The sequence below is a fragment of the Streptomyces sp. NBC_00435 genome, assembly GCF_036014235.1.
Taxonomy (GTDB): Bacteria; Actinomycetota; Actinomycetes; order Streptomycetales; family Streptomycetaceae; genus Streptomyces.
In genome coordinates this window covers 707,856-732,228 of record NZ_CP107924.1, presented here as the reverse complement: position 1 = coordinate 732,228, position 24,373 = coordinate 707,856, and the positions used below count along the sequence as shown (strand labels likewise).

Annotated in this window: 22 protein-coding genes and 1 pseudogene; 12 read left to right on the top strand and 11 right to left on the bottom strand. The window is 70.3% G+C overall.

Annotated features, from left to right (window positions below):
• Positions 1-10: 10 nt before the first annotated feature.
• The 4 genes and pseudogenes from OG389_RS03250 to OG389_RS03235 form a co-directional block, all read right to left on the bottom strand.
• Complete coding sequence (locus OG389_RS03250) at positions 11-553, bottom strand: type 1 glutamine amidotransferase domain-containing protein (RefSeq protein ID WP_328296925.1); 543 nt, start codon at positions 551-553, stop codon at positions 11-13.
• Positions 554-623: 70 nt separating this feature from the next.
• Positions 624-953, bottom strand: a complete 330-nt coding sequence (locus OG389_RS03245; protein WP_328296924.1) for a hypothetical protein — start codon at positions 951-953, stop codon at positions 624-626.
• Between the two features lie 34 nt (positions 954-987).
• Entirely contained in the window at positions 988-1,215 is a 228-nt protein-coding gene (locus OG389_RS03240) for a DUF6479 family protein (RefSeq protein WP_328296923.1), read from the bottom strand.
• A gap of 182 nt (positions 1,216-1,397) precedes the next feature.
• Positions 1,398-1,564, bottom strand: a pseudogene (locus tag OG389_RS03235) (CsbD family protein).
• A gap of 189 nt (positions 1,565-1,753) precedes the next feature.
• Here OG389_RS03235 and OG389_RS03230 point away from each other — a divergent pair.
• Complete coding sequence (locus OG389_RS03230; RefSeq protein ID WP_328296922.1) at positions 1,754-2,122, top strand: PRC-barrel domain-containing protein; 369 nt, start codon at positions 1,754-1,756, stop codon at positions 2,120-2,122.
• Positions 2,123-2,142: 20 nt separating this feature from the next.
• On the opposite strand, the gene OG389_RS03225 is transcribed toward OG389_RS03230, so the two are convergent.
• The 3 genes from OG389_RS03225 to OG389_RS03215 all read right to left on the bottom strand — a co-directional run bounded on the left by OG389_RS03225 (position 2,143) and on the right by OG389_RS03215 (position 3,882).
• Complete coding sequence (locus OG389_RS03225) at positions 2,143-2,373, bottom strand: DUF6296 family protein (protein ID WP_328296921.1); 231 nt, start codon at positions 2,371-2,373, stop codon at positions 2,143-2,145.
• A gap of 274 nt (positions 2,374-2,647) precedes the next feature.
• Positions 2,648-3,139 (bottom strand): nuclear transport factor 2 family protein, encoded by a 492-nt coding sequence (locus tag OG389_RS03220; RefSeq protein ID WP_328296920.1) that lies wholly within the window; start codon positions 3,137-3,139, stop codon positions 2,648-2,650.
• 8 nt (positions 3,140-3,147) lie between these two features.
• Positions 3,148-3,882: an SDR family oxidoreductase gene (locus OG389_RS03215; RefSeq protein WP_328296919.1), complete on the bottom strand. Its 735-nt coding sequence runs from the start codon at positions 3,880-3,882 to the stop codon at positions 3,148-3,150.
• A gap of 204 nt (positions 3,883-4,086) precedes the next feature.
• Here OG389_RS03215 and OG389_RS03210 point away from each other — a divergent pair, with 204 nt between their 5' ends.
• From OG389_RS03210 to OG389_RS03200, 3 genes are all read left to right on the top strand, one after another.
• On the top strand, positions 4,087-4,860 hold the full coding sequence (locus OG389_RS03210; protein WP_328303481.1) for a helix-turn-helix transcriptional regulator: 774 nt from the start codon (positions 4,087-4,089) through the stop codon (positions 4,858-4,860).
• Positions 4,861-5,453: 593 nt separating this feature from the next.
• Positions 5,454-7,802 carry a SpoIIE family protein phosphatase gene (locus OG389_RS03205; RefSeq protein WP_328296918.1) on the top strand — a complete coding sequence of 783 codons (2,349 nt, stop codon included), beginning with the start codon at positions 5,454-5,456 and terminating at the stop codon, positions 7,800-7,802.
• A gap of 140 nt (positions 7,803-7,942) precedes the next feature.
• Positions 7,943-8,959 carry a hydroxyacid dehydrogenase gene (locus OG389_RS03200; protein WP_328296917.1) on the top strand — a complete coding sequence of 339 codons (1,017 nt, stop codon included), beginning with the start codon at positions 7,943-7,945 and terminating at the stop codon, positions 8,957-8,959.
• A 37-nt stretch (positions 8,960-8,996) separates the two neighbouring features.
• On the opposite strand, the gene OG389_RS03195 is transcribed toward OG389_RS03200, so the two are convergent.
• Positions 8,997-9,800, bottom strand: coding sequence for an AraC family transcriptional regulator (locus OG389_RS03195; protein WP_328303479.1), 804 nt, complete (start codon positions 9,798-9,800; stop codon positions 8,997-8,999).
• A 132-nt stretch (positions 9,801-9,932) separates the two neighbouring features.
• On the opposite strand from OG389_RS03195, the gene OG389_RS03190 reads away from it, so the two are divergent.
• The 8 genes from OG389_RS03190 to OG389_RS03155 all read left to right on the top strand — a co-directional run bounded on the left by OG389_RS03190 (position 9,933) and on the right by OG389_RS03155 (position 19,110).
• Positions 9,933-11,204, top strand: coding sequence for an alpha-L-fucosidase (locus tag OG389_RS03190; protein WP_328296916.1), 1,272 nt, complete (start codon positions 9,933-9,935; stop codon positions 11,202-11,204).
• A gap of 120 nt (positions 11,205-11,324) precedes the next feature.
• Positions 11,325-12,629: an ABC transporter substrate-binding protein gene (locus tag OG389_RS03185; RefSeq protein WP_328296915.1), complete on the top strand. Its 1,305-nt coding sequence runs from the start codon at positions 11,325-11,327 to the stop codon at positions 12,627-12,629.
• Positions 12,630-12,827: 198 nt separating this feature from the next.
• Positions 12,828-13,643: a carbohydrate ABC transporter permease gene (locus OG389_RS03180; RefSeq protein ID WP_443059411.1), complete on the top strand. Its 816-nt coding sequence runs from the start codon at positions 12,828-12,830 to the stop codon at positions 13,641-13,643.
• A complete protein-coding gene (locus OG389_RS03175) occupies positions 13,640-14,563 on the top strand; it encodes a carbohydrate ABC transporter permease (RefSeq protein ID WP_443059201.1) in 924 nt (307 codons plus the stop codon). Before OG389_RS03180 ends, OG389_RS03175 begins: the two co-directional genes overlap by 4 nt.
• Positions 14,564-16,183: a glycoside hydrolase family 13 protein gene (locus OG389_RS03170; RefSeq protein ID WP_328296914.1), complete on the top strand. Its 1,620-nt coding sequence runs from the start codon at positions 14,564-14,566 to the stop codon at positions 16,181-16,183.
• A gap of 85 nt (positions 16,184-16,268) precedes the next feature.
• Positions 16,269-17,540, top strand: coding sequence for an alpha-L-fucosidase (locus tag OG389_RS03165; protein ID WP_328296913.1), 1,272 nt, complete (start codon positions 16,269-16,271; stop codon positions 17,538-17,540).
• Positions 17,541-17,582: 42 nt separating this feature from the next.
• On the top strand, positions 17,583-18,464 hold the full coding sequence (locus OG389_RS03160) for an alkaline phosphatase family protein (RefSeq protein ID WP_328296912.1): 882 nt from the start codon (positions 17,583-17,585) through the stop codon (positions 18,462-18,464).
• 1 nt (position 18,465) lies between these two features.
• Positions 18,466-19,110: an HAD family hydrolase gene (locus OG389_RS03155; protein ID WP_328296910.1), complete on the top strand. Its 645-nt coding sequence runs from the start codon at positions 18,466-18,468 to the stop codon at positions 19,108-19,110.
• 60 nt (positions 19,111-19,170) lie between these two features.
• On the opposite strand, the gene OG389_RS03150 is transcribed toward OG389_RS03155, so the two are convergent.
• The 3 genes from OG389_RS03150 to OG389_RS03140 form a co-directional block, all read right to left on the bottom strand.
• Positions 19,171-21,573: a polysaccharide lyase 8 family protein gene (locus OG389_RS03150; protein WP_328296909.1), complete on the bottom strand. Its 2,403-nt coding sequence runs from the start codon at positions 21,571-21,573 to the stop codon at positions 19,171-19,173.
• Between the two features lie 205 nt (positions 21,574-21,778).
• A complete protein-coding gene (locus OG389_RS03145) occupies positions 21,779-22,909 on the bottom strand; it encodes a substrate-binding domain-containing protein (protein ID WP_328296908.1) in 1,131 nt (376 codons plus the stop codon).
• Positions 22,910-23,139: 230 nt separating this feature from the next.
• Entirely contained in the window at positions 23,140-24,228 is a 1,089-nt protein-coding gene (locus OG389_RS03140) for a substrate-binding domain-containing protein (RefSeq protein ID WP_328296907.1), read from the bottom strand.
• Between the last annotated feature and the right edge of the window lie 145 nt (positions 24,229-24,373).

Sequence of the window (24,373 nt, the reverse complement as noted above, 5' to 3'; positions counted from 1 at the left end):
GCCGGAGCCGTCACCGCCCCGCGAGCTCGAACTCCTTCACCAGTGTCGCGCAGAAGGCCTCGAGGTCGTCGGGCTTGCGGCTGGTCACGAGCGTCGCCGCGGCCGCGCGGCACACCCGTACCTCCTCGTCGACCCAGGTGCCTCCCGCGTTGCGGATGTCGGTCGCCAGACTGGGCCACGAGGTGAGGGTGCGGCCGCGTACGACATCGGCCTCCACCAGGGTCCACGGCGCGTGGCAGATCGCCGCGACCGGCTTGCCCGCCTCGAAGAAGCTCCCGACGAACCCCACGGCCCGTGCGTTCATGCGCAGCGCGTCCGGATTGGCGACCCCACCGGGCAGCACGAGCGCGTCGAAGGCGTCCGAGGTGTCGCCCGCGAGCAGGTGGTCCACGGGATAGGTCCCGGCCCGGTCGAGATGGTTGAACGCCTGTACCCGACCGGGCTCCGTCGATACGAGCTGCGGGTTCCAGCCGGCGGCCTCGACCGCGTTCCAGGGCGCGGTGAGCTCGACCTCCTCGACGCCTTCCGGAGCGGTCAGAAACGCGATGCGCATGGAGGTCACTTCCTTCATCGGGATGCCTCAGTTCGGTTCGTCTCAGTCGTCTCGGTCGTCTCCGTTCGTCTCAGTTCAGGATGCTCACCGCGCGGGCGATCACGAGGAGCGAGGTCATCAGTGCGGCCACGCTCCGCACCGCCATCAGAAGCTTCGCCCGCGTGGACAGCGGCATGGTGTCCGTCGGGTTGAAGGCGGTGGAGTTGGTGACGGATACGTACAGGTGGTCCATGAGCGCGGGTACCCAGTCGGAGCTCTTGCTCGCCCCGTCGGAGACTTCGCCGACGGCGGCGTCGTTCTCGTCCTGCGAGAAGCGGAAGTCCGCCAGCGGCAGCTCATCGCGGGAGCCGGGCCTCGCCACGGCGTTCGTGGCAGGGCTGGCGGGTGCGGGCGCTCTCACGGTCGCGCGCCATGACGGTCGCACCTGCTCCCGGTCACGGGGAAGCGGGCTGGTCGGGGTCGTCGGGCGTCTGCCAGGAATCCTGCCGGGCGCGTGCCGGGGGGCTCTGGTCCACCGACCGCGCGCCGGGGTCCTTGCGGGCCGCGGCACGCCGGCTTCCGTACCAGAACGCCGAGATCAGGAGCGCGACGACCACCACGCCGGCCACGATCAGGACGAGGGACGAGGAGCTGGAAGCCGCGAGCGGAAGTGAGGAGATCATGCGCCGCGCCTACCCGGTATCGCCCACCATGCACGCGAGGCGGGGCAGAAAGTGGGGCGGGCCGGTGCGTGGGCCGGGCCCGCAAGGCCGACGCGGCCCGCGGCCCGTACTCAGGAAACGCCCGTGGGGCGGGGCCGGACCGTCGAACGGTCCGGCCCCGCCCCATCGAAGCGAACGGGCGGTCAGTGCTTGAAGATGTCCTTGACCTTCTCCTTGGCCTCGCGGGCGTCGCCCTTCGCCTGCTCCCCGCGGCCTCCATGCGCTCGTTGCCGACCGCACGGCCCGCGATCTCCTTGATCTTGCCCTTGGCCTGCTCGGTCTTGGCCTTGTTCTTCTGCTCACCAGACACTGCAGATCACTCCCTGTGCGCTAGGAAACGTCTTGCCATGTCCCCTTCTGACCCGTCTGCCCGACGGTAAACGGTCACGTCGCCTGGGATTCATGCCGACGATCCCCGTCTCCCTTGGTTTCCGAGTGGCTACAGGGGGCAGTCGGCCAGTAGTGGATCGTGTGTCTCACCGTGAGGGAGTTACATTTCGTGAACGGCAATGTGTGGTCCTACCAGCAGACCTCGGGCTACCGGCCGGGTATGGACCTGACCGGCTACAGGGTCGAAGCGGCCGAAGGATCCATCGGCAAAGTGGACAAGCACTCCGATGAGATCGGCTCCGCCTACCTGGTGGTCGACACCGGACCGTGGATCTTCGGGAAGGAGGTCCTTCTCCCGGTTCGCGCGATCACGAAGGTGGACGAGGAGACCCGGCGGATCCTCCTCGACCTCACCAAGGGGGAGATCGAGGAGGCTCCGGAGTTCGACCGGGACAAGCACCTCGGCAACGCGGACTACCGCTCGGAACTCAGCACGTACTACGGCTTCGGCGCTTCCCTCGCGGGCCGCCCCGCCTAGGGCCGACCACGTCGACGGCGTCAGGACGGCAGGGCCCGCGCCCGCACCCGTTGCGCCGGTTCCTGGCCACCACCGCTGGGCAGCACGCGGACCTCGCCGCGGTCGCTGATCTCGGCCCTGACGATGCCGGTCTCGTCGGCGTACACGGGGTGGCCGCCCGGACCCTCCTGTTCGGTCACGGAGACCACCACGATGTCCTGCCCCTCCTCGGGACCGTCCTCGAAGACCAGCTCGTACCTCTGGGTCTGCATCGTGTCCCATCCGTTCCTGGAGGTGCCGGCAACGTGCTGCGAGCGGATCGCCGCGGGTCGGGCAGGGCTCACGGCCATGCTCCGCCGAGCCCCGGCGACACGCATCTTGCGGACACCCGGACGGTGACGACCGGGCCGGCTGACCCCGCGGCTCAGGGGTTCGCACCGCACACCGCCCCCTGAGGAGGGTGTACGGAATGAGTGGGCAACCACCCGGGGCCGACCGCGGTGGGAGCGGGGCGACGGGACTCGACGGTCGGGGAACGCGGGTGCGTCACCGGCCGCCCGGCCGGGCGAGGCCCTCCGGCGTCTCCTCCCCGTCGGTCCACCAGACGCCGAGCCTCTGGCGGACCAGGAGCCAGCCGCCCTCCGGGGCCCGGCGGAAGTCCCAGTCGTACGGACCGCCCATGGAGTAGGTCGAAGAGCTCGGCTCGCTCCGCGTGACGGCCACGAACCACATGTACCCGACGCCTGTCGCCCGGTCCCCCTCCACCTGGAAGTCCATGTTCAGAATGTGGTGCTGCATGCTCGGGAAGTGCGCCTCCGCCTCCTCCACCTTCGCCCGGACAGCCTCCCTCCCGCGGATCTCGCCCCAGGGTCCGAACTCCAGCACCGCGTCCTCGGCCCAGCAGTCGATCCAGGCCTTCCAGTCCTTGCGGTCCAGCGCCCGCCAACCGCGGATCATGAGCCGCCGCAGCGCTTCCTTGTCCTCCAGGACCCGCAAGCGGTGCAGCAGGTCCTCGTGCCCGTGCCCAGGCCCGTACATCCCGGCGGTCACTGGGCACTCGCGGCAGGACGTACGACGATCTCGTTGATGTCGACCCCGGCCGGCTGGGCGACGGCATGGGCGATGGCGTCGGCGACGGCCGACGCGGGCAGTGCCACGGCGCGATAGGCCTTCATGGCCTCCCTCGCGGCCGGATCGGAGATCCCATCGGCCAGCTCGGACTCGGTCACGCCGGGAGAGACCAGAGTGACCCGGACGGTGCCGTCCGACTCCTGGCGCAGCCCTTCGGATATGGCGCGTACGGCGAACTTGGTGGCGCAGTAGACGGCCGCGGTGGGCGACACCTCGTACGCGCCGACGGAGGCGACGTTCACGAAGTGGCCGGCGCCCTGGGCGCGCATCACGGGCAGGGCGGCGGCGATCCCGTGCAGCACACCTCGCACGTTCACGTCGATCATCCGGTCCCACTCGTCGAGCTTGAGCGCGGCCAGCGGAGAGAGCGGCATCACCCCGGCGTTGTTGACCATCACGTCCACCCGCCCGTACCGCTCCCGGGCGGAGGTCACGAAGGCCCGTACATCGACGGCGTCGGTGACGTCCAGCCGCTGGAAGGCGGCGGTGCCACCCGCCTCGGTGATTTCCCGGCTCAGCGCGTCGAGCCGGTCGGTCCGCCGTGCGCCCAGGAACAGCCGGTGGCCGTCGGCAGCGAGCCGCCGGGCCGTCGCCTCCCCGATCCCGCTGCTGGCCCCGGTGATGACCACGACCTTGACTGCGTTCCTCATACCCGTCCTACCGTCCTACTCCTCGTTCGAAGCGGATGACTCCGCCCGACCGAGTCTGTGCAGGCGGCGGCCGGCCAACCAGGACGTGGTACACCCAGGCAGCACACCTCACCGACCCCCTAGCCTGTGCCCATGACCGTGTCAGTACCCGCGACCGCGACCGCGCCCGTGACCGTGACCGTGCCCACGCCCGCGACCGTTCCCGTGCCCGGCAGTCTCCTCGGAGAGTTCCTCCGCGCGCGCAGGGCGGCCCTGGGACCGCGGGACGTCGGCCTGGTGAGCCACGGCGTACGCAGGGTCGCCGGCCTGCGCCGCGAGGAGGTCGCCGACCTGGCCGGGGTGAACGCGGACTACTACGCCCGGCTGGAGCAGGGCCGCGAACGCCATCCTTCGCCCCAGGTCCTCGACGCCCTCGGCCGGGCTCTGCGCCTGGGCCCCGACACCCGCGCCCACCTGCACCGCCTGGCCGGCACCCCCACGGCCGACCAGCCGGCCACCGCCGGGATAAGTCCGGCCCTCCGCCGACTCCTGGACGGCTTCGCGGACGACCCGGCGTTCGTCATCAACGCCACCCTGGACATCCTGGCGGCCAACCCCCCGGCCGAGGCCCTGCATTCACCGTTCGCGCCGGCCGACAACCTGGCGCGCATGGTCTTCCTCGACCCCGCGGGCCGGGACTTCTACACCGACTGGAACTCCACGGCCCGGGCCACCGCGGCCCACCTGCGGCAGACCTCCGGCATCACACCGGACGCCCCGCGCCTGCGGTCCCTGGTCCGCACCCTCACCGTCCACAGCCCGGACTTCGCCCGCCTCTGGACCACCCACGAGGTCCTGGGCAAAACCCAGGACACCAAGCGCCTGAACCACCCGTCGGCAGGCCCCCTGACCGTGACGTACCAATCCTTCGACGTCCGCGCCGCCCCGGGCCAACAACTCATCGTCTACCAACCCGTCCCCGACACCTCCGCCCCATGACCGGACAACCGCGGCTCCGCGTCACGGCGCGCGCCCCGGACTGCGGCCTTCGGGACGGTGATTCAGCAGAGCGGCCGTCACCATACGTACAGCCGCCCGGATTTGACTTGGCGTCAACACCTCAGCCAACCCCAGCCTTGTTGAGAGCACCACCTCGCCCTTGGCCACCGCACCCACCCGCGAGGTCGCCCCGGGCGTAAGGCGGCGCCTGCTGGGACGGGGAGCGGCTGACGGAATCACCCGGTGCAGAGGAATCGAAGGCTCGCCGCCCCCCCGGCCGGCTCGAGACGGCCGTGTCCGCGACGCGACCGCCCACCGCGGCGTCCACGGCTCCGATGACCTCCGGATGCGGTGGCCGCACAAGAAGAGGCACACTGTGCAGGGTGACCGAGAGAAAGGCCAGACCTTGCGACCAAGTGGCCGCGCGGGTGCCTTTTGACTCGCCCATGACGCGGTGAACAGCGGCGTTCCGTGCAGGAAAGGCTCCAGCACTGGGCGCGACGAGGCGAGGGTGAGACGTGCGCGCGGAGTGAGGCCTGCGCGTCCGGCCGTGGACCGCATGGGCAGCCATCCGCACCTATGGGGAGGCCATCGTGACTGAGATCCCCGCCCTCGGTATGCTGGACAACCCCCTCGATGTGTCCCGAGCGGCCACGGCGCTGCTCGACAGTGACGGCCGAGTGCTCATCTGGAGCCCGGCGGCGACGAAGCTGCTCGGATACCAGGCATCCGACATGCTCGGTAGGGAAATCACCGACCTTTCGACCGAGGCTGTGGCGCCCGAGCTGGGACCCGGCCCTCAACGCGTCCTTCGGCTGCGTCGCCGGGACGGAGGGAACGCGCGGATTGCGGTCACCGTCCTGGTCATCCCGTCCGATCGGGCCGAGAGCGCGACACGGCTGCTCGCGATGGCCGACGCGGACGAGGCCGAGAAGTGGAACGCACTGCAGTCGATGCTGCGCGGGCTGGCCACGCATTCGCCCACTCCGCTGGCGATCTACGACGCCTCGCTGCGCGTCGTATGGGCGAACGCCGCACTCTACAAGGACGCTGACTACATAGGCGTCGGCCCCGACGACATGGTCACTGACGGCGTGATCCTCACTCCTGACATGCCGGACTCGCTGGAGGAGGTAATGAGCCGGGTCCTTGCCACCGGCGAGCCGGTACTGGATCTGTACTACCGGGGGCGCCCGCCCTCCGACCCGAACCACGACCACGTCTGGTCGTGCTCCTACTATCGGCTGGAGGCCTCGCCCGGATCACCCCTGGGGGTGTGCGAGGAGGCGGTCGACATCACCGAGCGGTTCTACGCACAGCAACACCTGGACCTCCTGGTGCGTGCGGCCAGGAGCGTGGGCACAACGCTCGACATGGGCCGCACGGCCCGCGAATTCGCCGACGCGGTCACCCCTGGGTTCGCCGATACCGTGACGGTGGACCTGGCACGGAACGTGCTCAATGGAAGCCAGACCGGCTTCGTTGACGTGTCCGACACCCGCACATCGCGGCTTTGGCCCCCTGACGAACACCCGGAACACCCCACCGCATCCGCTCCCACCGCATCCGCTCCCGCCGTTGCCGACGGCCAAGCCCCGGCGACCGCACTCCGGGCTCGTGAACCCGAACAATTGGTCATCCCGCTCCGTGCCGATGGCGCCGTCCTGGGCAGCGTGACCTTCACGTGGAAGCACCGCACCACACCGTTCCACGCCGGCGAACGGGCAGTGGCCAACGAACTCGTGACCCGGCTGGCGACATGCGTGGACAACGCCCGCCGCTACGCGGACGAACACGCCGTGGCCCTCCTGCTGCAGCGGAGCCTTCTGCCTCGGGTGCTGCCACGACCTTCCGCCGTGGAGCTCGCCTTCCGCTACCTGCCCGCCGACAGCCGGGCCGGCGTGGGCGGCGACTGGTTCGACGTCATCGCCCTGTCCGGTGCACGGGTTGGGCTGGTCGTGGGCGACGTGGTCGGGCACGGCCTCCGAGCGGCTGCCACCATGGGACGATTGCGCACCAGCGTGCGCGTACTCGCACAGATGGACCTCCCTCCCGAGGAGATCCTCACCCGTCTCGACGACCTGATCTCCCAGGGTTCCGGCGTACGGACGAGCATCGAGAGCGACGAACCCTCGGAGGACGAGGCGGTCGGTGTCACCTGCCTCTACGCCGTGTACGACCCGGTGTCCGGAACCTGCACCATGGCCAGGGCCGGACATCCCTTGCCGGCGATCGTCGACCCCGACAGCGGCACCGTGACCTTCCCCGACCTTCCCTCCGCGCCACCGCTCGGTGTCGGCAGTCTCCCGTTCGAATCCAAAGAACTCACCCTTCCCCCGGGCAGCCTGCTCGCCCTGTTCACCGATGGCCTCATACAACGCCGTGATCTCGATCCCGATGAGCAACTGGATCTCCTTGGCAAGGTGCTGACCCAGCCGACCGGGCAACTGGACGACCTGTGCGACAAGGTGATCCAAGCCATGCTGCCGAACCCCGCCGACGACGACGCGGCACTGCTCCTGGTCCGTACCCAGATCCTCGGCCGGCATCAAGTAGCCGAGTGGCAGCTGACCAACGACCCCCAGAGCGTTCGCTGGGCGAGGGCGGAGGCCGCGCACCAGGTTCGTGCCTGGGGTCTGGACGACCTCGCCGGAACCACCGAACTCGTGGTCAGCGAACTCGTCACCAACGCCATCCGGCACGCCCCGTCCGGACCCATCCAACTGCGCCTGCTCCGTGACCAGACCCTCATCTGCGAGGTGTCCGACAGCGGTCACACCTCGCCACACCTGCGCCATGCCGCCGGAGACGACGAGGGCGGAAGAGGCCTGTTCATCGTGGCGCAGATGACCGAGCAGTGGGGTACCCGCTACACGGCTACGGGGAAGACCATCTGGACTTCACAGGACATCCGGGGCGACGTTCCTGACGACGGCCGATGAGCTGAGGCGATCCCCGCGTGCTCGAAGAGCCCGAGTGAGCGTTTTGATCGAATAGAGCTAATCGATTGATAGATCTTGACGATCGGATCGTGACTTCATAAAGTCGGCGTGGCCTCACTCAGCCGCAAGGAGCACCCCAGATGTCAGTTCGCCGCCCGCGGGCCCTGCTCGCGATGGCCCCCGAGCTTGTTCCCCGCCTCCTGAACGAGGCCATCGCCCGCCGGCTCCACGCGGTGGCCGAGCTCGACCTGGAGATCGTCGCCGACGACTTCGCCAGACCCGAGGTGGCGACGGCCCTGGCCGAGGCGGAGATCCTGCTCACCTTCTGGGGAGCCCCCTCGATCGACATCGGCGTGCTCTCGTCCGCACCCCGCCTCAGGGCGGTCGTCCACGCCGCGGGATCCGTCAAGAGCCTCGTCAGCGACGCCTGCTGGGAGCGTGGCATCACCGTTTCCTCCGCGGCCCTGGCCAACTCCCTCCCCGTGGCCGAGTACACCGTCGCCATGGTGCTGCTCTCCAACAAGCGGGTGTTGCAACTCCGCGAGGAGTACCGCAGCGTCCGGGGCGGTGGGCACGCATGGCACCTGCGGTACGGGCATGCGGGCAACTACGGCAGGACCGTCGGCATCGTCGGCGCCTCCCGGATCGGCCGGCGGGTGATCGAGCTGCTGCGCCCGTACGATCTCGAACTCGTCGTGCACGACCCCTATCTGACCTCGGATCAGGCGAGGGTGCTCGGCGTCCGCAGTGTGGGCCTCGACGAACTCTGCCGGATCTCCGACGTGGTCAGCCTGCACGCGCCGGCCCTGCCCGAGACGGCTTCGATGATCGATCGCCGACGGCTGGCGCTGCTGCGGGACGGCTCAACCCTGATCAACACGGCCCGCGGGTCTCTGGTCGATTCGGCCGCACTCACCGACGAGGTGGCCTCCGGCCGGCTGCAGGCGGTCATCGACGTCACCGAGCCGGAGGTCCTCCCGGCCGACTCACCCCTGTACGACCTGCCCAACGTGCTGCTCACCCCGCACATCGCGGGTTCGCTGGGCAACGAACTCCACCGGATGGCCGGTTCGGCGATCGAGGAGATCGCCCGCTACGCCGCCGGCCTGCCCTTCCTGCACGGGGTCCGCCGCGAGGAACTGGACCGCACGGCCTAGGTGTATTGGCCGCAGGTGGTCCTCGACCGGCTCTCCCTCACGCACGCGCGGCCGGCGCGCTTCCCCGGCCGGCGCCGACCTCGCCGCCCGCACGGACGGCTCGGGGGGAGGCGCCCAGTTCGCGTCTGCAGGCCTTGTTGAAGGCCTGCAGGTCGGCGATGCCCACCGACGCGGCGACCGCCGGGATGGAGAGGGTCGACTCGCGCAGCAGGTGTCGGGCCCGGTGCAGGCGTCGTCGCCGGATGTAGGAGACGACGGTGTCGCCCGTCTCCGCGCGGAAGAGCCGCGTCAGCTGATTGTGGGAGACCCGGGCGGCCCGCGCGACGTCCGGTACGGCCAGGGGCCGGGCGAGGTGTGCCTCGATGTGCGCGACGGCCAGGGTGACGGCCGGGTGCGGGGCACCTCGGTGAACCGGCGGCGGCAGCTGGGCCACCCGCCAGAGCGCCGCCCAGACCTCGGCGGACGCCCGGGCCGGTGAGTCGGGTGCGGCCGAGATGGCGTTGCGAAGCAGTTCGGACAGTGCTGAGGCCTGTGCTCCCGCGTCCTGCATCACGGGCACCCGGCTGGACTCTCCGGACCGTGGCAGCCACAGGTGGGCGAAGAGGTGCTCGGACCTGCCCCGGTACCGGAACTCCACCGGGGTGTCCGGCGGCACCAGGCTGACATGACCCGGGCGGATGGCGTATGCGGTTCCGTCCAGGACCAACTCCCCGGCATACCCGTACAGATGTAGCTGCCACAGGTCCGGGAGCCGGAACACCTCCCGCGTCGTGGAGTCCGTCCCGTGCACACCGACACCGACGAGGGCGACCCTCGGCGGCTCGTTCAGATGGATCGTGATCACGGTGAAAATCTACCAGCGACGGTGAGCCTGGCCATACGAACTGCGCCTTAGAAATCGTAGCGTTGACGTCAATGGAGAGGGGCGGTGCACATTCTGCACCACCTCGGCAATCGACGAGGAGCGTGCCGCATGGCGATGCAGAAGTGGTTCACCGAGGCCAAGCTGGGGATCTTCATCCACTGGGGGATCTACGCCGTCGACGGTGTGGCGGAGTCCTGGTCGTTCTACGGCGGCCAGGTCTCGCACGCGCAGTACATGAAGCAGCTGGACGGTTTCACCGCCTCCGGCTACGACCCGAAGGCGTGGGCCGACCTGATCGCGAAGGCGGGCGCTCGGTACGCCGTGCTCACCGCACGCCACCACGACGGAGTCTCCCTCTGGGACTCCGCCGAGTCCGATCTGACGGTCGTCAAGCGCACTCCCGCGGGCCGGGACCTGCTCACCGGCTACACCGAGGCGCTTCGCGAACAGGGGCTCAAGGTCGGCCTGTACTACTCCCACTCCGACTGGAACCACCCCGACTACGCCAGCATCGTGCACACCGACCCGCCCAACGAGGACGTCCGCACCAACCCCCTCGTCGCGCCCCGCGAGGGGGCCGAGGACCCGGTCGCCTGGCAGCGCTACCTGGACTACCGCGACGCGCAGGTGCGGGAGCTCGTCGACGCCCACCGTCCGGACCTCCTGTGGTTCGACGGGGAGTGGGAACGCAGCGAGGAGCAGTGGCGGATGCGGGAGCTGGCCGAGCAGATCCGCTCCCTGAGCCCCGGGACGATCCTGAACGCCCGGATGCTCTCGTACGGCGACTACGCGACGCCGGAGCAGGGTCTGCCGGTGGAGGCCCCGGACGGCCCGTGGGAGCTGTGCCTGACGATCAACGACTCGTGGGGCTACCAGCATGCCGACGGCAACCACAAGTCGGTGGGCCAGCTGGTGCGGTTGTTCACCGAGACGATCGGCATGGGCGGCAACCTGCTGCTGGACGTGGGCCCGAAGGAGGACGGAACGATCCCGTCGGAGCAGGCCGACCGGCTGCTCGGCCTCGGCGACTGGATCGCCCGCCACGAGGAGGCCGTGTACGGGACGGCGGCGGGTCTGCCGGCCGGTCACCACTACGGTCCGAGCACCCTGTCGGCGGACGGCCGGACCCTGTACCTGGTGTGCTTCGGGATCCCGCACGAGACCGTATCGCTGCGGGGCCTGCGCACCCCGGTGAAGCGGGTGAGTGTCCTGGGGCGCGGCAGCGAGCTCGGGCACCGGGTCACGGGCGGGCTCGGCGACGTACCGGGCGTGCTGTGGATCGACGCTCCGGCAGACGGTCTGGTGGACGCGTACGCAACCGTCCTGGCCGTCGAACTCGAGGGCGAACTGGACCTCTACCGCGGCAAGGGCCGTGACTAAAAGGGCATTCGGCCACTGCCGACCTGATCGTTTTGATCAATAGTTCACATGGTCTTGACGTTCAAGATGCGTGGGCGAATGATTCAAGTCGTTCAGCCCACTCGTCAAGGAGCAGTACAGATGAAGGCTCAGTCCTTGCGTGTCTACGGCGCGGTGGCCGCAGCGGTGTCCCTTGCCCTGCTGACCTCCGCCTGCGGTTCCGGCTCCACCACCTCGTCGGCCGCGAAGGACGACGGCAAGCCCGTGACGATCACGTACTGGACCTGGACCACCGGTGCCGAGGCCGCGGCCGCGGAGTTCAACAGGACGCACACCGACATCCAGGTCCAGTTCTCCCAGATCCCGGGCGGCGCCGACGGCTACAGCAAGATCAGCAACGCGATCAAGGCGGGTGGCGCGCCGGACGTGACGACCATCGAGTACGCGATGGTCCCGGAGTTCGCGAGCCAGGGTTACCTGGAGGACCTCACCGCCTCCTCGGGCGAGCTGGTGAAGAAGAGCTTCCCGGCCGGCATCCAGGACCTGGTGACCTTCGGCGGCAAGACCTGGTCGGTCCCCTTCGACGCCACGCCGCAGGTGTACTTCTACCGCAAGGACCTCTTCGAGAAGTACGGCGTGTCCGTGCCGACGACGTGGGACGAATACCGTGCTGCCGCCGAGAAGATCAAGGCGGCCGACCCCAAGGCGCGCATAGGCAACTTCCCGACCGACACGCCGCTGGAGGCCACGCTCTCCTGGCAGGCCGGAGCGAAGTGGTTCCAGATCAAGGACGGCGCCTGGAAGCCCGAGATCAACGACGCGCCCTCGCAGAAGGTCGCCGCCTTCTGGCAGGGGATGCTCAAGGACGACCTGGTGTTCAACTACGGCTCCGGCACCCCGGAGGAGAACAAGTCCAAGGCCGACGGCACGTCCGCCAGTGTCGTGGGCGCCGCCTGGAGCGGGGGCGGAATGATCTCCACCATGCCGGACCTCAAGGGAAAGTGGGGCGTCGCCCCCATCCCCCACTGGGGCACCCCGGCCAGCGGCATGTTCGGTGGCACGAGCTTCGCCGTGACCAAGGGCAGCAAGCACACCAAGGCCGCTGCCGAGTTCGTCAAGTGGGTGACCACTGACCCGGCCGCGATGACGGCCCGGATCAGCGCCCTGAAGAACCCGAGCACCTCACTGCCCGCGAACCGGGAGATGGCCGCGGTGGCGGCGAAGGCCTTCGACACCTCCTACTTCGGCGGTCAGGACTTCTACAAGCTGACCGGTGAGCAGATCGACACGATCGTCCCCGGCTGGACCTGGGGCCCGGTCTGGGGCAAGGTCAACGCCGACTTCAAGGACGAGGCGGCCAAGAACGGCCTGGCCAGTGGCCTGGTGAAGGCTCAGGGGTCAGCCCAGACGGCGATCGAGAGCCGCGGGCTCAAGCTCGCCAAGTGACCCGGCGGGGGTGGCCGGCGAACCCTTGCGGCCACCCCTTCCCGGAAGCCGGAAGACTGAACCACCCGCACCGCCAAGGAGCCTCCCGTGGCATCACCCCCCATCGCTCCGGCACGCGCCGGAAACACGCTGCGCCGCAACCAGCGCGGCGCCGTGGCCCTGTTCCTCGTCCCGTTCTTCGTCCTGTTCGCCCTCGTCATGGTGGCCCCGGTCGTCTACGCGGGATGGATGAGCGTGTTCCGGGAACGGTCCTCGGGTCTCGGGTTCGGCGGTGTCGAACGGACCTTCGCGGGCCTGGCGAACTACTCGGCAGTGCTGGCCGATCCGGAGTTCCGGACCTCTTTCCTGCACGTCGCCACGTACTGCGTGCTGTACATCCCGGTGATGATCGGCGGTGCGCTGGGCCTGGCCCTGCTGGTCGACTCGGCCCATGCCCGGGCCAAGCGCTTCTTCCAGCTCGCCTTCTTCCTGCCGCACGCCGTGCCGGGACTGATCGCCGCGATCATCTGGATCTACCTCTACACGCCCGGACTGAGCCCGGTGATCGAATGGATCGACGGCGCGGGCGGCAGCTGGAACTTCTTCTCACCCGCCAACTCCCTTTCGTCGATGGTCAACATCGCCGTCTGGCAGTGGATCGGCTACAACATGGTGATCTTCTTCGCGGCGCTCCAGGCGGTGCCCCGTGAGGTCATCGAGGCCGCGACCGTGGACGGAGCGGGCGCCTGGCGGATCGCCGTCGGCATCAAGGTGCCGATCATCCGGTCCTCCGTCGTCATGACCGTCCTGTTCACCTGCGTCGGCGCGATCCAGCTCTTCACCGAGCCGCGGCTCCTCTCCGACAAGGCACAGGCCCTCGGCAACGACTGGTCGCCCACCATGTACATCGTCAGCAAGGCGTTCATCGACCAGGACTACGCGGGCGCGGCCGCCGCGTCGCTGCTGCTGGCCCTCGTCGCCGGAGCACTGTCCTTCGTGGTCACCCGGATCGGGAAGCGGTGGCAGGAATCATGAGCACGCAAACCCTCACCTCCCGCACCACCGAGCGGAGCACCGGGACGCCCCCCGTCCCCACGACGCCGAGCCGGCCCCGCGCCCCGCGCGCCTGGGCTTCCAAGACCGCCGTCAACGCCGTACTGATCATGCTGGCGCTCTACACACTGATGCCCATCAGCTGGCTGTTGATCGCCGCCACGAAGAACCGCCGGGACCTCTTCGCCACGGGCGGATTCAGCTTCGGGGAATTCAACCTCCTCTCCAACATCCACGAGGTCTTCACCCACAACGACGGCATCTACGGACGCTGGCTGCTCAACACGGTCATCTACGCCGTCGTCGGTTCCGCGATCTCCTCGCTCATCTCGGTCGCGGCCGGATACGCCTTCGACAAGTACGCCTTCGCGGGCAAGGAGAAGCTCTTCGGCGTGGTCCTCGCCGGGGTCCTGGTACCCGGAGCGGTTCTGACACTGCCCATGTACCTGTTGGCCTCCAAGGCCGGTCTCACCAACACCTACTGGGCCCTGCTCATCCCCTCGCTCGTCAACCCGTTCGGCGTCTACCTCGCCCGCGTCTTCTCCGAGGGCTACGTCCCCTACGAGGTCATCGAGGCGGCCAGGGTCGACGGCGCCGGCGAGATACGCACCTTCCGCAAGATCGCGCTGCCGATGCTCGCCCCTGGATTCATGACACTGTTCCTGTTCTCCTTCACCGCGAGCTGGAACAACTTCTACGGCGCGCTGGTCATGCTCAACGACAAGAACCTGTACCCCGTCAACCTCGGCCTCCACATGTGGAACATCTCGACCACCGAGAGCCCCGAGATGTACTCCCTGGCCATCACGGGCTCCCTGATCGCGGTGATCCCGCTCGTGATCGCCTTCCTCTGCCTGCAGCGCTTCTGGCGTTCGGGACTGACCGCCGGGGCGGTGAAATAGATGAAGGGCAAGGACTGGCTGCGCGGTGCGGTCGTCTACCAGATCTACCCCCGCAGCTTCGCCGACGGGAACGGCGACGGAGTCGGTGACCTGGCCGGTATCCGGGCCCGGCTGCCCTACCTGGCCGAACTCGGCGTCGACGCCCTCTGGATCAGCCCCTGGTACACCTCCCCGATGGCCGACGGTGGCTACGACGTGGCCGACTACCGCGGCATCGACCCGCTGTTCGGTACCCTCGCCGAGGCCGAGCAACTGATCGCCGAAGCCCACGCCCTGGCCCTGCGCGTCATCATCGACATCGTCCCCAACCACTGCTCCGACCGGCACCCCTGGTTCGCCGAGGCCATGGCCACCGGACCCGGATCACCGCAGCGGACCCGCTTCCACTTCCGCCCCGGTCGCGGGGCGGCCGGCGAACTCCCGCCCAACGACTGGGAGTCCCACTTCGGCGGTCCCGCCTGGACCAGGGTCCCCGACGGCGAGTGGTACCTGCACCTCTTCGCCCCCGAACAGCCCGACTTCGACTGGGACCATCCCGAAGTCCGCGCCGAGTTCGAGGACGTCCTGCGGTTCTGGCTGGACCGCGGAGTCGACGGCTTCCGCATCGACGTCGCCGACCACCTCGCGAAGGCCCCCGGCCTGCCGGAGCTGCGCGACTACCCGGCGCGCGACGCGAACGACAGCCCGTGGGCCGACCAGGAAGCCGTCCACGAGGTCTTCCGCTCCTGGCGGGCCGTCGCCGACTCCTACGGGGGCGACCGGGTTTTCGTCGGAGAGATCTGGCTCGAGGACCGGGACCGGTTCCGCGCCTACCTGCGCCCCGACGAGCTGCACACCGCTTTCAACTTCCCCTTCCTCGGTACCGCCTGGGACGCCGCGGCGCTGCGCACGGTCATCGACCGCACCTTCGCGGACCACGACCCGGTCGGCGCGATCCCGACCTGGGTGCTCTCCAACCACGACGTCATCCGCCACGTCACCCGCTACGGGCGCGCCGACACCCGGCACAGCTGGGACCCGGTCACCGAGGGCGTACCCGTCGACCTCGGTCTCGGCCGGCGGCGCGCGCGTGCCGCGGCACTGCTGACCCTTGCCCTGCCCGGCTGCACCTACGTCTACCAGGGCGAGGAACTCGGGCTGGCCGAGGTCGAGGACATCCCGGCGGAACTGCTCCAGGACCCGAGGTGGCCGCGCTCCGGATTCACCGACCGGGGCCGGGACGGCTGCCGGGTGCCGCTGCCCTGGTCCGGGCACAGGGCCCCGTACGGCTTCAGCCCCGAGGGCGCGGCGACTCCCCCCTGGCTTCCGCAGCCCTCGGACTGGGCCGGGCTCAGTGCCACCGCCCAGCAGGGCGACCCGGCGTCCACGCTGGAGCTGTACCGCTCGGCCCTGGGCCTGCGCCGAAGCGAACCCGACCTGGTGTCCGGGGAGTTCGCCTGGCTCCCGGCCCCGGACGCGGCTCTCGCCTTCACCCGCGGCTCCGGCTTCACCTGCCTGGTCAACCTCGGAGCCGAGGCCGTCGAACTGCCCCGCCACACCAGCCTCCTCCTGGCCAGCGGACCGCTCACCGAGAGGGGACTGCTGCCAGGAGGTACCGCCGTGTGGATGCGAGCCGCCTGACAGCCCGCAGTCCCCACCAGGAGCCGGCCCGTAGCCGTGGGGGTGTACGGGCCGGCTCCGTACCGTCTCCCGGAGGAAACACGATATGACCACCCACCCCACACCCGCACAACTCGCTTGGCAGCGAGACGGGTTCGGGATCTTCCTGCACTTCGGCGTCAACACCTTCAACGGCCGCGAGTGGAGCGACGGCAGGCTGGACCCGGCCACCTTCGACCCGTCCGGCCTCGACGCCCGGCAATGGGTGCGGACCGCGGTCGAGGCCGGGGCCAGGTACGTGGTCCTCACCGCCAAGCACCACGACGGATTCTGCCTCTGGCCGACCGCCACCTCCACCTACTCGGTCGCCTCGTCGCCCTGGCGCGACGGCCGGGGCGACGTGGTCGCCGAACTCGCCGACGCCTGCCGGGAAGCGGACATCGGACTGGGCCTCTACCTCTCGCCCTGGGACCGCAACGCGGCCTGCTACGAGGACCCCGAAGCCTACGACGCCTTCTACCTGGAACAGCTCACCGAACTGTGCACGAAGTACGGCCCGCTCCACGAACTGTGGTTCGACGGTGCCGGATCCGAGGGCAGGACCTACGACTGGGACGCCGTCACGGCCGTCATCACCGAACACCAGCCGGACGCCATGGTGTTCAACATGGGCTCCCCGACGATCCGCTGGATCGGCAACGAGGACGGCCTCGCGACCGACCCCTGCTGGTACACCGTCGACTCCACCGGAATCAGCATCTACGACGACGGCGCGGCCGCTCTCGACCGGGCCCGCTACCTGCCGCCCGAATGCGACGTGCCCATCCGCCGGCACTGGTTCTGGCAGCCGGACGACCTGCACACCCTCAAGAGCCGCGAGCACCTGCTCGCCATCTGGTACCGCTCGATCGGACTCGGCGCCGGCCTGCTCCTGAACGTCCCGCCGGACCGGACGGGTCGTATCGACCCCGCGGACCGTGCGCGCCTGCTCGATCTCACCGCGGAAGTGGAGCGGCGCTTCGCCCGTCCGTTCGTCCCGCGGCTGGCCGTCGGGCCGGACGGCGGGGTCGAGGCCCGGTTCACCAAGCCCGTCGTGCTCGACCACCTGGAGCTGACCGAAGAGCTCGCGGACGGTCAGTTCATCACCGGGCACGAGATCCTGGCGGACGGCGGGACCATCGCCTCGGGCCAGACCGTCGGCGTACGCCGCATCCACGCGTTCGAGCCCGTGGAGGTCACCAAACTGAACATCCGGCTCACCGGCCCCGGCAGCCGGCTGGCCGGCGTATCAGGCTTCTTCACGGGCCACGGTGCGGCCCCCGCACTCGAGGAGCAACCCCGCACCGCCACGCGGAAGTTCGCCGACCCCGCCCACTGACCGGCCAGTTCCATCCACCCACCGAAGACGGGAACCCGACCGTTGTCCACCTCAGCAGACCCCCGCCGCCACGTCCTCGTCGTCGGAATCGACGGGGTACGTCTCGACGTGCTGCCCACCGTGTCCACACCGCACCTCGATGCGGTGGCCGCCGCCGGATTCCTCGGCCCGATCGAGATCGACGAAGCCACGCCGACCATGTCCGGCCCCTGCTGGGCCACCGTCGTCACCGGAGTGGGCGTCGCCAAGCACGGCGTCTACGGCAACCACTTCGCGGGCCACCGCCTCGACGTGTTCCCGGACTTCACCACCCGGCTCGCCCAGGAGGACGGCCGCAAGACCTTCGTGGCCGCCGGCTGGGAGCCGCTGCTGCTCGCCCGCCAGGGCGGCCCGCTGTTCGCCGCCCCCAGCCGGGCCTCGTACATCGCACCGCGCGCGGACACCAGTGAGGACTGGCAGGTCTGCGACGACCAGGTCACCGCGGAGGCCGTCCACGTCCTGGAGACCGACGACCCCGAGGTCTCCTTCGTCTACCTCGGCTCGGTCGACGAGACCGGACACCTGCTCGGCTGTGGAGACGCCTACCTGCGGGCGGTCGAGCGGGCCGACGAACGCCTCGGCCGCCTCCTCGACACGGTCAGGGCCCGCCCCGGGTACGCCCGGGAAGCCTGGACGGTCATCGTGGTCACCGACCACGGCCACCGGGACTCGGGCGGGCACGGCGGCCGGAGCGTGGAGGAACGGACTGCCTGGGTGGCCTGCTGCGGCCCGGACATCCGCACCGGACCTCCGGCCCGGAAGCTGCGCTTCGAGGACGTCGCCGCGCAGGTGTACGCGGCCCTCGGCCGTACGTCCGACTCGCACTGGACGCTCGACGGACTGCCCTTCTCCACCCCCGCCCACCCCGCACCGGCCGGGGTCTGACGTGCGAGCGGTGCTGTTCGACATGGACGGGACCCTGGTCGACTCCGAGTCGCTGTGGTGGCAGGCGGCCGAAGCCGTGGCCGCGTCCCTGCGGTACACCCTCACCGAGGCCGACGTACCCGAGGTCGTGGGACGGTCGGTCGCGGACACGGCCGGCCACCTGCACACCGTCAGCGGCGGCGCGCAGACGGTCGCGGAGATCGGCGAGCACCTCCTGTCCCGATTCCACGAGCGGGTCGCCGAAGGCACACTGCCCATGCCGGGGGCTCTGGAGCTCCTCGACGCGCTGGCCGCGGCCGGCGTCCCGGTCGGGCTGGTCTCCGCTTCCCCCCGCCCGATCGTGGACCTGGTCCTGGCGAGGCTCGGCGCGCACCGGTTCGCGGTGACGGTGGCTGACGGGGAGACCCCGAGGACCAAGCCGCATCCCGAGCCGTACCTCGCCGCGGCCAAGGCCCTGGGCGTCGATCCCCGGTCCTGCGTGGCCGTGGAGGACAGCCCCACGGGTACGGCCTCCGCCCAGGCGGCCGGCTGCGCGGTACTGGTCGTGCCCTCCACGGTGCCGGTCGAACCCGCGGAGGGACGGCTGGTCCTGGAACGGCTGACCCAGGTGGATCCGGAGCTGCTCCGCTCCCTCGTGGCCCGCTGAACCCGATCACCGGGACGTGGAGGCCGCCCGCCCGACGCGGGCGGCCTCCACGTCGTCCCGTCAGCCGAGAACGACCTTGATCTCCTGGGTCGCGCCCGCCTTCCCGGTGAGGTTCCCGAAGGTGAGCGTGAGGGCGGATCCGGTGGTCGCGGACGCGACCGTGGCGGGCTGGGAGATCACGGAGGCCACCGGGCGGTTCCAGGTGACGGTGAGAGCGGCCTGCATCCACATGGGGTCCGACACGCACAGGGTGGCCGTGCCGTCGCCGTGCTCCCGGACCAGGACACAGGCGGGGTGGTCGGCGGTGAGGGTGCCGACCGTTCCGGCGAACCAGAAGTTGACGGCGGTGACGCCGAGCGAGGAAACCGCTATGCCCTGCTGGTTGTTGTCGTTGGCGAGGACGGTCAGCCAGCCGGCGACGGCGGCCCGGGCGGAGGTGGTCGCGGTGGTGGCACCCGGCATCAGGATGTAGGCGCAGGCCGCATCGACGGGGTCCACACCGTGGTCGAACCAGAGGGTCAGGTAGCGGCGGGTGATCGGGTCGGAGGTGCCCCCGGTGTGGATGTCGTGCCAGGAACCCGTCCTGGCCTGGCGCAGCGCCTTGACCGTCGCTCCGCCGGGGAACACGTACCCGCCGTGGCCCGCGATCTGCGCCCAGCCGGCGCCCGTGAGCGTGGCCGACCAGCCGAGGGCGGTCGACTGGGCGACGCCGTCCACGGTGAGGGCCTGGGTGCCCGTGGCGCCGAGGTTGCGGTTCTCGACGACGGTCTCGACCGCGGTGCCGTCGGTGCCCCGGACGGCGCCCGCGAGGCAGACGATCGAGTCGGCCAGGCAGAACCAGGACTTCTTCGCGTACAGCGTGCTCGACAGCCCGCGGACGAACTGGCCGATGGCGGCGTACTCCCCGTCCGTGGCACCGCCGACCCAGTTCACGTCCGGCCGGGGCAGACCCCAGGCGCCGCCCTCGGCGTCGGCGAGCGCCTTCTTCGAGACGGTGATCCCTGGCAGCCGGTACGGGTCGACGGTGGGCCAGAAGGCGTCGGTGTACTGGCCGTTGCCGTAGGTGTCCCCCCACCACTGGAGCATCCCGGCCCCGGCGTGCCAGCCGTGCAGGTTCTCCCCGTTGCCCGTCTCGTAGAGGCCCATCCGCTTCGAGGCCATGCTGATGGAGGCCGCCCAGCCGGGTCGGCGGTGGACGGCCCGGTCCATGCTCGGGAAGAGCCCGTGCCCCGTCGGCTCGGCGATCGCCGTGACAGCGTTGTCGTCCTGTACCGACTTGAGGCGGGCCAGTGCGGCGACGCCCAAGTCGGTGTCGGTGAGTACGGGGCTGTAGTAGTCCCGCTGGACCCAGCCCTTCACCAGGCCGCGCCAGCGCTGGTTCTCCGCGCCGCTGGCGGCGGTGCCCAGCAGGGCGATGGCGGCGAGGACACCGTGGCCGCGGCCGTGGTCGCCGCCCTGGAACCCGTACGAGTTGGTCCTCGGGTTGCCCCTGCTGGTCGCGCGTCCGGAGACCGCGTCCATCATGAGGCCGTTGTAGAGGAACGGGGCGAAGGACTTCTCCACCGAGTCGAGGACGATCTGCCGGTTGGGGTCGACGACCGCCCAGGGCGAACCGCTGAGGAGGGAGAAGAGGCTGGCCAGTCCGCCGAGGAGCACCGCGCCGTAGGAGCCGGTGTAGGCGAGGTACGCGTGTTGGACGAAGGACCCGTCGGCGTAGAAGCCGTCCCCGCCGGTGACGAAGGGGAAGACGGGGGAGAGGGCGTTGCGGGCGAGCATGATCTTGGCGTCGTTCTTGCCGAGGATGCCGCGCAGGGCCAGTGAGCGGCACAGGTCGACCCGGTTGGCGCCGGTACTGGTGCCGGTGTAGCTCGTGACCGAGGAGTCGGGGACGAACTTGTCGACGGCTGCGAGGTGGTTGGCGACCTGGGTGGCGGAAAGCTGGTCGTAGAGGACCGCGCTGATGTCCAGGAGGATCTGCGGGGAGCCGATCTGGAAGTCCCACCAGTTGCCGAACTGGCTCTTCGAGGGGTTGTAGGCCTGGTTGTACAGGTGGTCCAGGCCGGTCCTGATCTGGTCCACCAGCGCCGTGCTGCCGGTCAGCCCCGTGCCGGGCTGGGCGTAGGCCTGGGCCATGGTGGCCAGCCGGCCGTAGCTGTTGGTGATGGAGCTGGAGACGGTCAAGGGCAGATCGGGCCAGAGGGATCCGCTGACGGGAGCCATGGTCGAGCGGGCCTCGACCGCCTGGGTGCCCAGCAGCGCCAGCTTTTCCGTGAACGGGGCGGCCGCCGGGTCGAACCCGGTGCCCAGCACCGTGTCATGCCACTTGAGGCGAAGGGTGTCGTACGCGTCGGCGGCGCCAGCGCCGCCGGCCGAGGCGAGGACTCCGGCCGAGGTGACCGAGCCGAGCAGGACGGCGCTGCCGGACAGGTGCAGGAAGGAACGGCGGGACCATGGAAGGGACATGGAGCCTCCAGGATCGGGGCGTGACCGTCTCGTCGGACGGCATGCCGCGGCCGCGGGCGGTGGTGCGCGCAGCAGGAGGCGACCGCTCGACATTGAGCCGGTGGCACGGGTGGGAGCGGGGAGGGGGGCGTCCCGCTGACCAGATTTCTAGCATGCGATCGAAATGATCCTCAAGAGTCGCGTAGGGATCGATTCGTTCAAACGGTCAAATGTGTATGCGCGCGGCGCCGCACGAGTCCCGGACCCGCAGCTGGGGCAGCAGGTCGATGTGCTGCCGGGGCGCGCGCCCCGCCTCCCCGGCGGCCCGGCCCTCGAGCCGGTCGAGCAGCAACCCGGCGGCCGTCGCGCCCACCGCGCGCCGGGGCGGGGCCACGGCGGTCAGTGCCAGCTCCGACAGCCCGGACACCTCGTCGTCGTAGACCACCAGCGCGAGGTCCTCGGGGACGCGGATCCCCAGGGCCTGGAGCCGTGGCAGGAGGACGACGGCGTCGGCGTCGGTGTGCACCAGCGCGGCGGTGACCCCGTGTTCGCGCACACCGGCACGCAGGTACTCCAGGGTGAGGTCGTAGCGGTTCGACCCGGAGGCGGGCGCGCTCGGGTCGAAGCCGGGAGCCGGCACCGGGGGGAGTCCGAGGGTGGCCAGGGCGGTCTCGAAACCCGTCTTCAACTGCTGTGCGTGCGGGGTGCTCTGGAGTGCGTGGGCGATGCGCCGGTGGCCCAGGGAGGCCAGGTGGTGGACGGCGGAGCCGGCCCCGTAGGCCGAGTCGGAACGCACCCGGTCGAGGGCGTCGACCGGGCTGCCCGTCCTGGTCCACCGCTCGACCAGAACGGTGGGCACGCAGGCCTCCAGGACCGGGTCCGCCTCCCCGGGACCGAGTGCTCCGTCCTCCCAGCTGGGGGTCACCAGAAGGCCGTGCGCCCCGGACGCCACGAGCCGCCGGATCTGGGTGCGGTCCTCATCGGCGAAGTAGCCGGAGAGCGCCAGCACGAGCCGCGCCCCGCGCACGGCCAGGACGGCGCGGGCGCCCTGAACGATCTCGGAGAACGAGTAGTGCCTGGTCGGCACGACCATCCCCACCACGGTCCCCACCACGGTCCCCTCCCCGGCCCGCTGGGCGACTCGCGCGGAGGTGGGTGTCGGCCGGCCGGTCCCCGGCCACACCACCGAGCCGTGCACCCGCCCGAGCCGGCCCTCGGAGACGAGGACCTCCGCGTCGCGGCGGACGGTGACCATGGAGACGTCCAGCAGGCGGGCGAGGTCGGAGATGTGCAGGCTGCCGTGGTCGCGGACGATGCTGATCGCGCGTTCGTGTCGATCGCGGACATGGTCTCGCACAGGGGCCCCCAGGTACTCGGGCGGAGGCTACGCGGCCTCCGCCCGATAGTGAGACGATTGCATTGAGCGATTGCTCTTTACGCTCATATCGATCGTCACCTAGATTTCGACGCGGCGGTAGGACTTTCCGTGTTCTGGCTGAAACGGAGAGAGAGTCGCAGTGTCGAGGCTCAGCAGGGGCTTCGCCCGGCCCCGGTGCCCGATCCCTGATGCCCGATGCCCGGGGTCGTTCAAGGACGGACGGTCAGGCGGGGGAGCAGCTCCAGGTGCTGGCGGGGAGCGTCCTGCGGGCCGCTCGCCGACAGCCGGTCCAGGAGGAGCGCCGCCGCCCGGGCGCCCACCTCGCGCTTGGCCGGGGCCACGGCCGTCAGCGGTACGTCGGCCAGCCCGGCCACCTCGTCGTCGTACGTGATCACCGCCAGGTCCTCGGGCACCCGCACGCCCCGCGCCTGGAGCCGCGGGATCAGCATGATCGCGTCCGTGTCGCTGTGGATCAGGGCGGCGGTCACCCCGCCCTCCGTCACCGCGTCGCAGAGGTAGTCCAGGGTCCGCGCGAACGCCTCCGCCTCCGGCAGCGGGCCCGGCCCGGCGGCGGGCCACGGCGGCGCAGGTTCCAGCCCGAGCGCGCCCACGGCCGCCTCGTACCCGGCGCGCAGCCGCCCGGAGGTCGGTGTCTCGCGGCTGGCCAGCGCGATCCGCCGGTGGCCCAGCTCCGCCAGGTGCTGCACGGCCCGCGCCGCACCGTGCGCGTGGTCGGAGGCGACCCGGTCCAGGGCCGCGGCCGGGTGCCCCGGCGGAGCCCACCGCTCCACCAGCACGGTCGGTACCGAGAGTTCCGCCGTCCACGCCCCCTCACCGGGTCCGGGTGAACCGGCGTTCCAGTTCGGGGTCAGCAGCAGCCCGTCCGCTCCCGTGGACAGCAGCCGGTCCGCCTGCGTCCGGTCCTCGCCGGGCAGGTACCGGGTCAGCCCTACGGTGAGCCGCGCCCCCCGCGCCTCGACCACCTCACGTGCCCCGCGCACGACGTCGGCGTAGTAGTACTCGGTCGTGGGCACCACCATTCCGATCACCAGGCCCTCATCACGGCCGCCCGCCGGAGCCGGCGCCGATGCGGTGGAGGCGGGGCGGCTCGCCGTCACGCGGCTGATCACCCCGTGCATCCGCTGGATCTCGCCCCGGTCCACCATCGCCTCGATGTCCCGCCGCAGCGTCACGGGGGAGATGCCGAGTTCCTGCGCCAGCTCCGCCACGCGCACGCTGCCCCGCACCCTTACGAGCTCGCGCACCTGTGCCTGCCGTTGGCCTACATGCGGTCTCACGCGGGTCCCCCTGTGGTCGTGACGGTACGGGTGCTGCGACCCGGTACGCACCATCATAGGGAACCGAAGCGATCGATACGATCGCTTGTGATCGACTGGGCATCCACACCCTTGGCCGGGGGATAACCGGAGTCGTGGCCGGACA